Below are 13,223 nucleotides of genomic sequence, written 5' to 3' on the forward strand. Positions count from 1 at the left end.
GGGCGGTTTTGATCGTGATCGTCATAGGTCGGAATTATCTCACCGGCCCCGTAAAATGCCGGGTTTCCACCGCCCAGGCCCTACATCCGGCCGGGCCACCCCTCAAACCGCACCGAGCCCCAGCGTGACTTCCACCCCCAAGCATTTGCTGCATTTCGAGGGCGGCAACGCCTTGTCCGCCTTCCGTGCCCAGGCCTTGCTTCCCCGGCTTCAGGCGGTCAGCCCCCGCATCACCGGCGTCCACGCCCGGCACGTGCACTGGGTGTGGAGCGAATCCCCGCTCGATGCCGCCGGCAACGACAAGCTGGCCGCCCTGCTGCGCTATGGCGACGCCTACACCGGCCCGGCCGATGGCGCGCTGATCGTCGTGGCGCCGCGCCTGGGCACGGTGTCACCGTGGGCCTCCAAGGCCACCGACATCGCCCACAACTGCGGCCTTGCCATCAAGCGGGTGGAGCGGGTCACCGAGTTCCGCCTCACGCTCAAGAGCGGCCTGCTGGGCGGCAGCAAGGCGCTGAGCGCCGACGAGCTGCAAGCCGCCGCCGCGTTGCTGCACGACCGCATGACCGAAAGCGTGCTGCTCGCCCGCGACGATGCCGCCCACCTGTTCGACGAGCAGCCCGGCAAGCCCATGGCGCACGTGGACGTGCTGGGCCGCGGCCGCGCCGCACTGGAATCGGCCAACACCGAGTTTGGCCTGGCGCTGAGCGACGACGAGATCGACTACCTGGTCAACGCCTTCACCGGCCTCAGGCGCAACCCCACCGACGTGGAGCTGATGATGTTCGCGCAGGCCAACAGCGAGCACTGCCGGCACAAGATCTTCAACGCGCAGTTCACCATCGACGGCGTGGCGCAGGAACGCTCCATGTTCCAGATGATTCGCAACACGCACCAGCTCGCGCCGCAGCACACCGTCATCGCGTACAGCGACAACGCCTCGGTGATGGAAGGCGGCCCCACGCAGCGCTGGCTGCCGCAGGGTTACACCAACGCGCCGCAGTACGGCGCGCGCAACGAGACGGTGCACGTGCTGATGAAGGTGGAGACGCACAACCACCCGACGGCGATCTCGCCCTTTCCGGGCGCCTCCACAGGCGCGGGTGGCGAGATCCGCGACGAAGGCGCCACCGGCCGCGGCTCCAAGCCCAAGGCGGGCCTGACCGGCTTCAGCGTGTCCAACCTCTACCTGCCCGGCACAAATGAGCCCTGGGAGCAGCTGCGCTACGGCAAGCCCGAGCACATCGCGAGCCCCTTGCAGATCATGGTCGACGGCCCGCTGGGCGGCGCGGCTTTCAACAACGAGTTCGGCCGGCCCAACCTGGGCGGCTACTTCCGCGTCTACGAGCAGCAGGTCGGCGACCAGGTGCGTGGCTACCACAAGCCCATCATGATCGCGGGCGGCCTGGGCTCCATCTCCGACTCGCAGACGAAGAAGATCGAGTTCCCCGCCGGCACGCTGCTCGTGCAACTGGGCGGCCCCGGCATGCGCATCGGCATGGGCGGCAGCGCGGCGAGTTCGATGGCGGCTGGTGCCAACGCGGCCTCGCTCGACTTCGACTCGGTGCAGCGCGGCAACCCCGAGATCCAGCGCCGTGCGCAGGAGGTCATCAACCACTGCTGGGCGCTGGGCGACATCAACCCCATCCTCGCCATCCATGACGTGGGCGCCGGCGGCATCTCCAACGCCTTCCCCGAGCTGGTGGACGGCGCGGGGCGTGGCGCGCGCTTCGACCTCTCCAAGGTGCCGCTGGAAGAGAGTGGCCTGGCGCCGAAGGAGATCTGGTGCAACGAGAGCCAGGAGCGCTACGTGATGGCCGTGCGCGCCGACGCGCTGCCGCTGTTCCAGGCCATGTGCGAGCGCGAGCGCTGCCCCTTCGCGATCGTGGGCGTTGCGACCGACGAGAAGCAGCTCACGCTGGATCAACCCGGCTCCGACGACCGCCCCATCGACATGCCGATGGAGGTGCTGCTCGGCAAGCCGCCCAAGATGCACCGCCAGGTGCAGCGCGTGACGCGCACGCTGCCGGCGCTCGACCTCAACGACGTGCCGCTGGAGAAGGTGGCCTTCGACGTGCTGCGCCACCCCACCGTGGCCAGCAAGCGCTTCCTGGTGACCATCGGCGACCGCACCGTCGGCGGCCTCAACCACCGCGACCAGATGGTCGGCCCCTGGCAGGTGCCGGTGGCCGACGTGGCCGTCACGCTGGCCGACTACAGCGGCTTCCGCGGCGAGGCCATGAGCATGGGCGAGCGCACACCGTTGGCCGCACTCGATGCGCCGGCTTCGGGCCGCATGGCGGTGGGCGAAGCCATCACCAACCTGCTGGCCGCGCCCATCGAGCTGCCACGCGTCAAGCTCAGCTGCAACTGGATGGCCGCCTGCGGCGAGCCGGGCGAAGACGCGGCGCTGTACGACACCGTGAAGGCGGTGGGCATGGAGCTCTGCCCCGCGCTCGGCATCAGCGTGCCGGTCGGCAAGGACAGCCTGTCGATGCGCACCCGCTGGAGCGACGACGGCCAGGCCAAGCAGGTCACCGCCCCGGTGAGCCTGATCGTCTCGGCCTTCGCCACGCTGGCCGACGTGCGGCCCACGCTCACGCCGCAGCTGCAGGCGGGCGACACCACACTGATCCTCATCGACCTCGGCAACGGCAAGAACCGCATGGGTGGCTCGATGCTGGCCCAGGTGCTGAACCAGTTCGGCAACGAGGTGCCCGACCTCGACGAACCGCAGCAGCTCAAGGCGCTGGTCGATGCCATCAACCAGCTGCGCAGCGAAGGCAAGCTGCTGGCCTACCACGACCGCAGCGATGGCGGCCTGTGGGCATCCGCCTGCGAGATGGCCTTCGCCGGCCACCTGGGCGTCAGCCTCAACATCGACATGCTGGTCACCGAAGGCGACGGCATCAGCGACAGCCGCGCCGAGTACGGCGACTCCAAGAACTGGGCTGGCCAGGTCAGCGCACGTCGCGCCGAGCTGAGCCTGCGCGCGCTCTTCAACGAGGAGCTGGGCGCCGTGATCCAGGTGCCCACCGCGCAGCGCAACGAGGTGATGCAGACGCTGCGCGAGCACGGCCTGAGCAAGCACAGCCACTTCGTCGGCAAGCCCAACGACAAGGGCGTGGTCGAGGTGTGGCGCGATGCCAAGCCCATCTTCAGCGCGCCGCTGCGCGAGCTGCACCAGGCCTGGGACGAGGTGAGCTGGCGCATCGCGACACTGCGCGACAACCCGGTCTGCGCCGATGCCGAGCACGCCGCCGCGGGCCAGGCCGATGACCCCGGCCTGCACGTGCACCTCAGCTTCAAGCCCGAGGCGCCCGCCGTCGTCACGCGCCGGCCCAAGCTGGCCATCCTGCGCGAGCAGGGCGTCAACAGCCACGTCGAGATGAGCTACTCGATGGACCAGGCGGGCTTCGATACCTTCGACGTCCACATGAGCGACCTGCACACCGGCCGCGCGCGACTCGACCAGTTCCAGGGCTTCATCGCCTGTGGCGGCTTCAGCTACGGCGACACCCTGGGTGCCGGCGAAGGCTGGGCCCGCTCGGTGATGTTCAACCCGGTGTTGGCCGAGCAGTTCGCCGCCTTCTTCCAGCGCACCGACACCTTCGCGCTGGGCGTGTGCAACGGCTGCCAGATGATGGCGGCGCTCTCGCCCATCATCCCCGGCGCGCAGGCCTGGCCCAAGTTCACCCGCAACAAGAGCGAGCAGTTCGAGGCCCGCCTGAGCCTCGTCGAGGTGCTGGAGAGCCCGTCGATCTTCTTCACAGGCATGGCCGGCAGCCGCATGCCCATCGCCGTGGCGCATGGCGAGGGCTTCGCCGACTTCTCGCAGCGCGGCGACGCGAAAGCCGTGCACCGCGCGATGCGCTTCGTCGACCACAGCGGTGCGCCCACCGAGGCCTACCCGTTCAACCCCAACGGCAGCCCCGACGGCCTGACCTCGGTGACCACGCCCGACGGCCGCTTCACCGTGCTGATGCCGCACCCCGAGCGCGTGTTCCGCAACGTGCTGATGAGCTGGACCTCGGGCGACAAGAGCGAGCAAAGCCCCTGGATGCAGATGTTCCACAACGCGCGCCGCTGGGCCGACTGACAACTCGAAGCAACGGGAGACAGACGAGATGCACAAGACGCCGGTCAAGTACCTGGTTCTGATCGAATCCGATGGCGCGATGGTCGCCAAGCTCTACGACGGCGCGTTCGCCCACGTGAACGACATCGACGCCGGCTCGGAAGAGGTCGCCGTGATGACCAAGGGCCTCACGCCCACACGCGACGCCAACAGCCCCACCTGGGCCAAGGTGCTGGTGGGCCACGGCGAGGCCGAGCGCCGCGCGGCCTTGCTGTTCAAGCTCGACGTCTGAGAACGGCCATGGAGATTGCAATCGCCGGTGGGGGCATCGGCGGCCTGACCCTGGCCCTGGCGCTGCACCAGCGCGGCATCCCCTGCACCGTGTACGAGGCCGCCTCGCAGCTGCGCCCGTTGGGCGTGGGTGTGAACCTGCTGCCGCATTCGGTGAAGGAACTCGCCGAGCTGGGCCTGCAGGAGGCGCTGGCCGCCACCGCCATCGAGACGGCCTCGCTCACCTACTACAACAAGTTCGGCCAGACGATCTGGAGCGAGCCGCGCGGCGTGGCGGCGGGTTACCCGGTGCCGCAGTACTCCATCCACCGCGGCGAGCTGCACATGATCCTGCTCGATGCGGTGCTGCGCCGCCTGGGGGCGCAGCGCGTGGTGCTGGGCCATCAGCTGACCGGCTTCGAGAACATCGGCAACAAGGTGCAGGCCTCGTTCAACCGCCTCGCCGATGGCCGAGCTGTCGTCATCGAAGCAGATGCCCTGGTCGCGGCCGACGGCATCCACTCCGCTGCCCGCAGGCAGATGTGGCCCAACGAAGGCCCGCCGCGCTACGGCCAGCGCGTGCTGTGGCGTGCCATCACCGAGGGCGAACCCTTCGGGGACGGCCGTTCGATGTTCATGGCCGGTCACCCCGACGTGAAGTTCGTCGCCTACCCGATCTCGCGCAAGCTGGCCGAGCAGGGCCGCTCGCGCATCAACTGGATCGCCGAGCTGTCGGTGCCGGGCGAGACGCCATCGCGCACCGACTGGAACCGCGAGGTCGACATCAGCGTCTTCGCCCAGCCCTTCGACAGCTGGAAGTGGCCGTGGATCGACATCCCGGCGCTGATCCGCGGCGCCTCGGCGGTGTACGAGTTCCCGCTCGTCGACCGCGACCCGCTGCCGCACTGGAAGCAGGGCCGCGTCACGCTGCTGGGCGATGCGGCGCACCCGATGTACCCCATCGGCTCCAACGGCGCCTCGCAGGCCATCCTGGATGCACGCAGCCTGGCCGACGCGCTGGCCGAGCAGCCAGGCATCGACGCCGCCTTCGACGCCTACGAGGCCGAGCGCCTGCCCAAGACGGCCAACATCGTGCTGCTCAACCGCCAGAACGGCCCCGAGCAGGTGATGGCCATCGCCGAGCAGCGCGCGCCGCAGGGCTTTGCGCACATCCACGACGTGATGCCGCGCGAGGAGCTGGAAGGCATCTCCGCCCGCTACAAGCAGGTGGCCGGCTTCGCCAAGGCGCAACTGGCGAAGCAGCCCTGAGGCTGGGCGTCAGCGCACGCCATCGACCACGGCGCGCACGAAGAGCGCCGTGGTGTCGGTGAGCGAGGTGAGTTCGCCGATGCGGTCCTGCTCGATCAGCTCCAGCACCAGCTCGTTGATGCCGCCCACGATGCTCATCGCGAGCGCCGGCGGCAGCGGCTTGCGCTTCTTCTCGCCGGGGCGGTTGATCAGCTCCAGGATCAGGTCGGCCAGCTGCTGGTTGACGCGGCGACGCGCCTGGAGCCCGTCTCTTCCCAGGCCCAGGATGGCGATGAACAGCGTCTTCAGCAGCACCGGGTTGCTGGCCATGGTGGCGAGATACGCGCCCAGCGCACGCTCGGCCTGGGTGAGCGGGTCGTGCTTTGGGTCGATGGCATCGCGCAACACCGACAGCGCCTGCCGGCTGGCCGCTTCGTAGAGCGCGATCAGGCACTCCTCCTTGCTGCCGAAGTGCTCGTAGAAGGTGCGGCGAGACACCCGCGCGCGGGCCGCGAGGTCGGCGATGGTGGTGTCGGCATAGCCCTTGTGCGCCACGGCATCGGCCATGGCGTCGAGCAGGCGGTGGCGGTGGTCGTTGGGCTTGGCGGCAGGGGTGGGCATGCGGTATGACCGGGGCAGGGTCAAAAATGGTACTTGACAGTACCACATGCGGCATGCACATTGGCAGAACCGGTACTGAGCCGTACCAAGTGTTTCCAGGAGCCTTGCCGTGACCGACCTTGTTGTGCGCCGCCTGCTGATCGACCTCGAAACGCCCATCCCGCGCCGCTGGGCCGGTGGCGACGCGTTCCGCACGGCCTTGTTCAACGCCTTGTCCATGAGCTTCCCGGTGGGAGAGCAGTTCTTCATCGACTCGTTGCGCGCCGGCATGAAGCAGTTGCCTGAAGACAAGCGCGAGCAACTGGCCGTCGAGGTGCAGGGCTTCATCGGCCAGGAGGCGACGCACCGGCGCATCCATTCGCTGTTCAACGGCCACCTCGACAAGCTGGGCTACGCCAACACATGGGAGCAGCGCATCGAGAAGCGCACGCCAGTCTTCGACCAGGTCGACGCGCGCCACCTGGTGGCCGCCACGGCCGCCACCGAGCACTTCACCGCCATCCTGGCCGAATGGATGCTGGCCCACCCCGAGGCGCTTGAAGGCGCCGAGCCCCGCCTGCGCACCATGTGGATGTGGCACGCCTCCGAAGAGTCCGAGCACCGCAGCACCGCCTTCGACATGTACCAGGCGTTGGGTGGCAACCACGAGTGGCGGGTCAAGTGGTTCCGCAACGTGACCACGCTTTTCCTCAGCGACGTGCTGCGCCAGACCGTGCGCAACCTCTGGCACGACGGTGACCTGTTCCGCCCCAGCACCTGGGTGAGTGCGGCGCGCTACCTGTTCGGCAAGCACGGCCTGGTGCGCTGCACCTACAAGCCCTGGCGCGCCTACTTCAAGGCCGACTTCCACCCGCGCCAGCAAGACGATGCGCTCTCGCGCGAGTGGCTGCGCAGCAATGCGGCGCAGTATGCGGAGGTGGGCCGCTAAAGAGTCATCCCGGCGAAGGCCGGGATCCACTGAACCACCATCGAACCGCGGCACGAGGCCATGCCGTGCCGGCGGTGGATCCCGGCCTTCGCCGGGATGACAAACAGGCCCTAAGCCGCCGACACCTCCACCGCCACACCACCCAGCACGGCGTTGCCCGAGAGCGGGTCGCGCAGGTCTTCGTCGAGCACCGCGTTGAGGTTGCTGCCCGGCCGCTCGGCGGCCACGCCCAGTTGCGAGCCCGGCAGGTTGTGGCCCCAGCCGTGCGGCAGGCTGATCACGCCTTGCATGATGGTGTCGCTGACCTCCACCTGCGCTTCGATGGCCTTGCCCGCGCCGCGTGCGATGCGCGCGGTGGCGCCGTCGACCAGGCCCAGGCGTTGCGCATCCGCCGGGTGAACCAGCGCCGTGCAGCGGAATGGCCCCTTGGCCAGCAGCGGCAGGTTGTGCATCCAGCTGTTGTTGGAGCGCACGTGGCGGCGGCCGACGATCACCATCGCGGGCGCGGGCTCGGCCAGCGATTGCACGGCGCGCGCCACGTCGGCGATCAATGAGGGCGGTGCGAGTTCGATCTTGCCGCTGGGCGTGCGCAGCACCTCGGGCACGCGCGGCTGCAGCGGGCCGAGGTCGATGCCGCCGACGCTGGCCTTCACCTTGTCGAGCGTGAGCCCGTAGGGCCCGTTCCGCAGCGACAGATCGAGCCGGCGCTCAGGGCCGGTGTGATGCGATATCTCGGCCATCACCGCCCCGGCGCGTTCGCCGAAGCTGCGCTCCAGTTCGGCAGCCAGCATGGCGTCGTCGAGCTGCTGAGCGTCCACGCCCGCGCCCTTGCCCTGCGCGATGCCGATCAGCTTCACCAGCATCTCCCAGTCGCGCAGATGCCCTGGCGGCGCCGGCAGCACCGGCCCGCTGTAGCGCACGTAGTTGCGGTACTGGAAGGCCGGCAGCGCCACGTCGTAGTGGCTGTCTTCCAGCGGCGAGAGGCCGGGCAGGATCACGTCGGCATGGCGCGAGGTCTCGCTCAGGTAGATGTCCAGGCTCAGCATGAAGTCGAGCTGGTCCAGTGCCTTGGCGAGGCGTTCACCATTGGGTGCGGACAGCACCGGGTTGCTGGCGATGGTGATGAGCGCCTTCACCTGGCCCGGGCCGGGTGTTTCGATCTCTTCGGTCAGGCAGCCCATGGGGAACTCGCCGAATACTTCGGGCGCCCCGCTGACGCGAGAGCGGTGGCGGCCGGTGGCCACGCCCTTGCCGGTGCCGGGCTTGCCTTCGGTGTTGGCCGAGAACGCGGCGGCCTTGGGGAACATGGCACAGCCGGGCTCGTCGAGGTGGCCGGTGAGCACGTTCAGCACGTCGATCAGCCAGCTCGCCAGCGAACCGAAGCTCTGCGCGCAGGTGCCCATGCGGCCGTAGACGGCAGCGCGCTCGGCCTGCGCCAGTTCGCGCGCGAGGCTGCGGATGGTGTCGGCGGGGATGCCGCAGCGCGCGGCCACCACGTCGGCAGAGAAGGCTTGCACGGCGGCGCGCAGTTCGCCGACGCCGGCCACGTGCTCGGCCAGCCGGCCCAGCTTGACCAGGCCTTCGTCGAACAGCGTGTGCACCATGCCCAGCATCAGGTAGGCGTCGCCACCGGGGCGGATGGGCAGGTGCCGGTCGGCGATCTCGGCCGTCTCGGTGCGGCGCGGGTCCACCACCACCAGCTTGCCGCCGCGTGCGTGCATCGCCTTGGCCTTGCCGCGGAAGTCGGGCACCGTCCACAGGCTGCCGTTGCTGGCCATCGGGTTGGCACCCAGCATCAGCAGGAAGTCGCAGCGCTCGATGTCGGGCACGGGAATCGTCAACCAGCTGCCGAACATCAGTCCGCTGGAGAGCTGCTTGGGCATCTGGTCGAGCGTGGAGGCCGAGAAGACGTTCTTCGAGCCCAGCGCCTTCAGCATGCGGCCCAGGTAGAGCATGAAGCCGAACTTGTGGCCGGCGGGGTTGCCCACGCTCACGGCCACCGCGTCGTTGCCGTGTGCGGCGCGCAGGGGCAGCAGGCGGCGCTCGATCTCGGCGAAGGCTTCGTCCCACGTCGCTTCGACGAAGGCGCCGTTGCGCTTGATCAGCGGCGTGCGCAGGCGGTCGGGGTCTTCATGCAGGTCTTTGAGGGCCACGCCCTTGGGGCACAGGTAGCCCTTGCTGAAGCCGTCGCTTTCCTGGCCGCGGATGGCGATCACCTTGCCGCTCTCGACGTGGACGTCGAGCCCGCAGCAGGCTTCGCAGACCGGGCAGATGCGTTGCGCGATGGTGGTGGTCATGTGCAGTCTCCCTTTGCAGTGCGGCCGTTATGGCTGCTGGGCCGCCTTCTGTCCGTCACTCAGGTGACGCAGCGCCTGGGTGGTGAACTCGTCGGCGGGGAAGAAGGTCTCCAGCGCCAGCTCGGAGAGCGTGATGTCGATGGGTGTGCCGAAGACAGTGGTCGTGCTCAGGAACGACAGCACGCCCACCGAGGAGCGGATCTTCAAGGGCACTGCCACGGCGTTGCCGGCGATCGGTTCGTGCTGCTCGGCATCGGCAGGCACCGGGTAGCCCTGCAGCTCCTTCAGCAGCGCGGCCAGCACCGGGTCGGCGCTGACCGTGATCTGGTGGCGCAGCCGCTCGAACAGATGGTCGCGCCAGGCCAGCAGGTTGACGATCTTGGGCGCCACGCCTTGCGGGTGCAGGCTCAGGCGCAGCACGTTCACCGGCGGCTGCAGCAACTCGGGCGGGATGCCCTGCATCAGCAGCAGCAGCGATGGGTTGTGCGCGAGCATGTTCCAGTGCCGGTCGACCGCGAGCGCGGGGTGCGGCTCGTGCGCCTTGAGCAGTTGCTCTACCGTGGCGCGTGCGGCCTGCAGCGCGGGATCGTCGAGCTTGCGTTCGGGGTAGAGCGGCGCGTAACCCGCGGCGGCGAGCAGCGTGTTGCGCTCGCGCAGCGGCACCTCCAGCTGCTCCGCCAGGTGCAGCACCATGGCCCGGCTGGGCGTGGCGCGGCCGTTCTCCATGTAGCTCAGGTGGCGTGTGGAGATGTCGGCATCGAGCGCGAGGTCGAGCTGGCTCAGGCGGCGGCGCTGCCGCCATTCGCGCAGCAGGGCACCGACGGGCGGGGGCGAGGAGGCGAGGGCGGTGTGCATGGCGGCAACCATAGCGCAGGCCCGTCAGTCCGCCCATGACCTGCCAGGTCATGGACGCTGCACCGGCGCCTGCCGACCATGCGGCCATGCCGTCGCCTGTTGCGGCGGCTGCCAACTCAGGAGCTCACCATGTCCCAAGTCCTTGTCTCCCGATTCGTTCGCAACGTGCTGCTGGCCGATGCCGGCGTGAGTGCCGCCGCCGGGGCGGTGATGGTGCTGGGCGGAGCGGCGCTGCAGGCGCTGCTCGGCCTGCCAGGCTCGCTGCTGCTGCCGGCGGGCCTGTTCCTCTTCGGTTACGCCGCCGCGCTGGCCTGGCTGTCGAGGCGCGAGCGGCTGCCCCGTGCGGTGATGTGGGTGCTGGTGCTGGGCAACGTGGTCTGGGCGGCGGATTGCGGGTTGATCGCCTTCGGTGCTGGCTTCGCGCCCACAACCTGGGGACAGGCCCTCCTCGGTGTGCAGATCGTGGCGGTGCTGGTGTTCGCGGAGCTGCAGTTCGTTTGCCTGCGCCGGGCAGGTCGCCAGCCGGTACTCGCCTGAGCCCTTGGGCGCCATTGCCAGCAGGGGGTCAGGGTTTCTGCCGCCATGTTGTCGATTCGTGGCACCGTCATTCGTCGTGAGACAGAGGCGCCGGAGGAGGGCTCCGGCGCAGCAATCCAGGAGATGGCCCATGAAGACACTGAAGTTCGAGATCGCGATCAAGGCGCCGCGGCCCCGGGTCTGGACGACGATGCTCGCGCCGGACACCTACAAGGCCTGGACCGCCGCGTTCTGCGAAGGCTCCTACTACGAGGGCTCGTGGGACAAGGGGGCGAAGATCCGGTTCCTGGCCCCGTCTGGTGACGGGATGACGGCCGAGATCGCCGAGAACATTCCCAACGAGTACGTCTCGATCCGCCACCTCGGCATGTTCGAGAAGGGCGTCGAAGACACGACGAGCGAGAAGGTCCGTGCCTGGGCGCCGGCCTATGAGAACTACCGCTTCGCCGACATCCCCGGCGGCTGCCAGCTGAGCGTGGCCCTCGACACCGCGCCGGAGTGGGAGCAGTACATGCAGGAGACCTGGCCGAAGGCGCTGGCCGTGCTCAAGGGCCTGTGCGAGCGATAGCGGGCTAAACCACCGTGTCCCACGGCGCCGACAGCCGCACCGCGCCGTTGATCACGCCCACCATCGAATAGGTCTGCGGGAAGTTGCCCCACAGCTCGCCCGTGCTCGTGTGCAGGTCTTCGGACAGCAGGCCCAGGTGGTTGCGGCTGGCCAGCAGCGCTTCGAAGATCTCGCGTGCCTGCGCGGTGCGGCCGATGCGCGCGAGCGCGTCGATGCGCCAGAACGAGCAGACGTTGAAGGCCGTCTCGGGCAGGCCGAAGTCGTCGGGGGCCTCGTAGCGGCGCATGAAGGGGCCGTCGCACAGCGTGTGCTCCAGGGCGTCGACGGTGCTCACGAAACGCGGGTCGCGCGGGTCGATGAAGCCCACCTCGGCCATCAGCAGCACGCTGGCGTCGAGGTCCTTGCCGCCGAAGCTCTCGACGAAGGCCTGGCGCGTGTCACTCCAGGCATGGGCGAGGATGGTGTCGCGGATGACGGTGGCGCGCCCACCCCAGAACGCGGCACGCTCGACCGCACCCAGCGTGCGCGCGATCTTGGCCAGGCGGTCGCAGGCGGCCCAGCACATGAGGGACGACGAGGTGTGGATGCGCGAACGCGTGCGCAGCTCCCACATGCCGGCGTCGGGCTGGTTGTGCAAGCTCCAGGCTTGCTCGCCCATGCGTTCGAGCAGGGTGAAGTCGTTCTCGTCGGCACGACGGAAGAGGCGGTGGTCGTGGAAGGCCTGGGCCGCGCCGAGCACGATGTTGCCGTACACGTCGTGCTGGAAGTGCTCGGCCGCCTGGTTGCCCACGCGCACCGGGCCCATGCCGCGGTAGCCGGCCAGGTGCGTGAGCATGCTCTCGGGCAGGTTCTTCTCGAGGCCGATGCCGTAGAGCGGTTGCACGTGGCCACCGCTCGCGCCGCGCATCACGTCGTTGAGCCAGCGCAGGTACTCCTCCATCGTGCCCACTTCGGAGAGGCTGTTGAGCGCACGCACGACGAAGAAGGCGTCGCGCAGCCAGCAGTAGCGGTAGTCCCAGTTGCGCTGGCTGTGTGGCGCTTCGGGGATGCTGGTGGTCATGGCCGCGATGATGGCGCCGGTGTCCTCGAATTGGCACAGCTTGAGCGTGATGGCGGCGCGGATCACCGCGTCCTGCCATTCGAGCGGCAAGGCGAGGCGGCGCGTCCAGGTGCGCCAGTAGAGCGAGGTCTGCTCCTCGAAGTCGCGCGCGGTCTCCTCGATGCCGCCGGCCAGCGTTTCGTCGGGACCGAACAGCAGGCTGATCGGCACCTGCAGCGCGAACCAGTTCTCGTGGCCGATGTAGGTGAGCGGTGCGTTGGTGGTGAGCCGCAGCGTCTGCTCGGGGCTGACGTAGCGGATGTGGTTGCTGCCATGCGTGAGGACCGGCGAGACAGTGCCCCAGCGGCTGAGCGGCTGCACGGCGATGCGGATGCGCGGGCGGCCCGCCAGCACGCGCACGCGGCGCACGATCTGCGCGGGGCGGAAGACGCGGTCCCGGTGAAAGAAGCGGGGCGCGAAGTCGGTGATCTCGACAGCGCTCCCCTCGCTGTCGAAGAGCCGGGTTCGCAGGATGGCCGTGCCGGCGTCGTAGGCCTGCTCGCTGCGCGCGAGCTTCTCCAGTTCGATGGAAAAACTGCCGGCATCGGCAAGAGCTTCTGTCGAATTGAGCAGGGAATGAAAGATCGGGTCGCCATCGAAGCGCGGCCAGCAGCACCAGCCGATGCGTCCTTGCGTGTCGACGAGCGCGCTGACGGCGCAGTTGCCAATCACACCGAGGTCGAGAGAGGCGTGTCGCTTCATTGGAATGGGATTTGCACTCA

10 protein-coding genes are annotated in these 13,223 nt (G+C 68.8%); 6 read left to right on the forward strand and 4 right to left on the reverse strand.

Translation table 11 applies throughout. The features are described 5' to 3' along the window. Window positions 1-124: 124 nt before the first annotated feature. From purL to VFL64_RS06585, 3 genes are read left to right on the forward strand one after another with little or no spacing between them, the layout of a single operon-like run. Window positions 125-4,099, forward strand: a complete 3,975-nt coding sequence (purL, locus tag VFL64_RS06575) for a phosphoribosylformylglycinamidine synthase (protein WP_489539578.1) — start codon at window positions 125-127, stop codon at window positions 4,097-4,099. A gap of 28 nt (window positions 4,100-4,127) precedes the next feature. Next, the gene (locus VFL64_RS06580) at window positions 4,128-4,370 is read left to right on the forward strand and encodes a hypothetical protein (RefSeq protein ID WP_489539579.1); all 243 of its coding nucleotides are present in this window, start codon (window positions 4,128-4,130) and stop codon (window positions 4,368-4,370) included. A gap of 8 nt (window positions 4,371-4,378) precedes the next feature. Then, the gene (locus VFL64_RS06585; protein ID WP_489539580.1) at window positions 4,379-5,617 is read left to right on the forward strand and encodes a flavin-dependent oxidoreductase; all 1,239 of its coding nucleotides are present in this window, start codon (window positions 4,379-4,381) and stop codon (window positions 5,615-5,617) included. Between the two features lie 9 nt (window positions 5,618-5,626). Here VFL64_RS06585 and VFL64_RS06590 read toward each other — a convergent pair whose 3' ends face one another. Further along, a complete protein-coding gene (locus tag VFL64_RS06590; protein WP_489539581.1) occupies window positions 5,627-6,217 on the reverse strand; it encodes a TetR/AcrR family transcriptional regulator in 591 nt (196 codons plus the stop codon). 109 nt (window positions 6,218-6,326) lie between these two features. On the opposite strand from VFL64_RS06590, the gene VFL64_RS06595 reads away from it, so the two are divergent. Next, window positions 6,327-7,145: a metal-dependent hydrolase gene (locus tag VFL64_RS06595; RefSeq protein ID WP_489539582.1), complete on the forward strand. Its 819-nt coding sequence runs from the start codon at window positions 6,327-6,329 to the stop codon at window positions 7,143-7,145. Between the two features lie 110 nt (window positions 7,146-7,255). Here the strand turns inward: VFL64_RS06595 and VFL64_RS06600 are convergent, their stop codons facing one another. Further along, window positions 7,256-9,442 carry a molybdopterin-dependent oxidoreductase gene (locus tag VFL64_RS06600; protein ID WP_489539583.1) on the reverse strand — a complete coding sequence of 729 codons (2,187 nt, stop codon included), beginning with the start codon at window positions 9,440-9,442 and terminating at the stop codon, window positions 7,256-7,258. Between the two features lie 27 nt (window positions 9,443-9,469). Further along, a complete protein-coding gene (locus tag VFL64_RS06605; protein WP_489539584.1) occupies window positions 9,470-10,297 on the reverse strand; it encodes a helix-turn-helix domain-containing protein in 828 nt (275 codons plus the stop codon). A 129-nt stretch (window positions 10,298-10,426) separates the two neighbouring features. On the opposite strand from VFL64_RS06605, the gene VFL64_RS06610 reads away from it, so the two are divergent. Further along, window positions 10,427-10,834 (forward strand): hypothetical protein, encoded by a 408-nt coding sequence (locus VFL64_RS06610; RefSeq protein ID WP_489539585.1) that lies wholly within the window; start codon window positions 10,427-10,429, stop codon window positions 10,832-10,834. A 130-nt stretch (window positions 10,835-10,964) separates the two neighbouring features. After that, on the forward strand, window positions 10,965-11,402 hold the full coding sequence (locus VFL64_RS06615) for an SRPBCC family protein (RefSeq protein WP_489539586.1): 438 nt from the start codon (window positions 10,965-10,967) through the stop codon (window positions 11,400-11,402). A gap of 4 nt (window positions 11,403-11,406) precedes the next feature. Here VFL64_RS06615 and VFL64_RS06620 read toward each other — a convergent pair whose 3' ends face one another. Next, window positions 11,407-13,203, reverse strand: coding sequence for a glycoside hydrolase family 15 protein (locus VFL64_RS06620; protein WP_489539587.1), 1,797 nt, complete (start codon window positions 13,201-13,203; stop codon window positions 11,407-11,409). Between the last annotated feature and the right edge of the window lie 20 nt (window positions 13,204-13,223).

Origin of the sequence: Rhizobacter sp., assembly GCF_035702065.1 — a bacterium.
In the GTDB taxonomy this organism is placed as follows: domain Bacteria; phylum Pseudomonadota; class Gammaproteobacteria; order Burkholderiales; family Burkholderiaceae_C; genus Rhizobacter.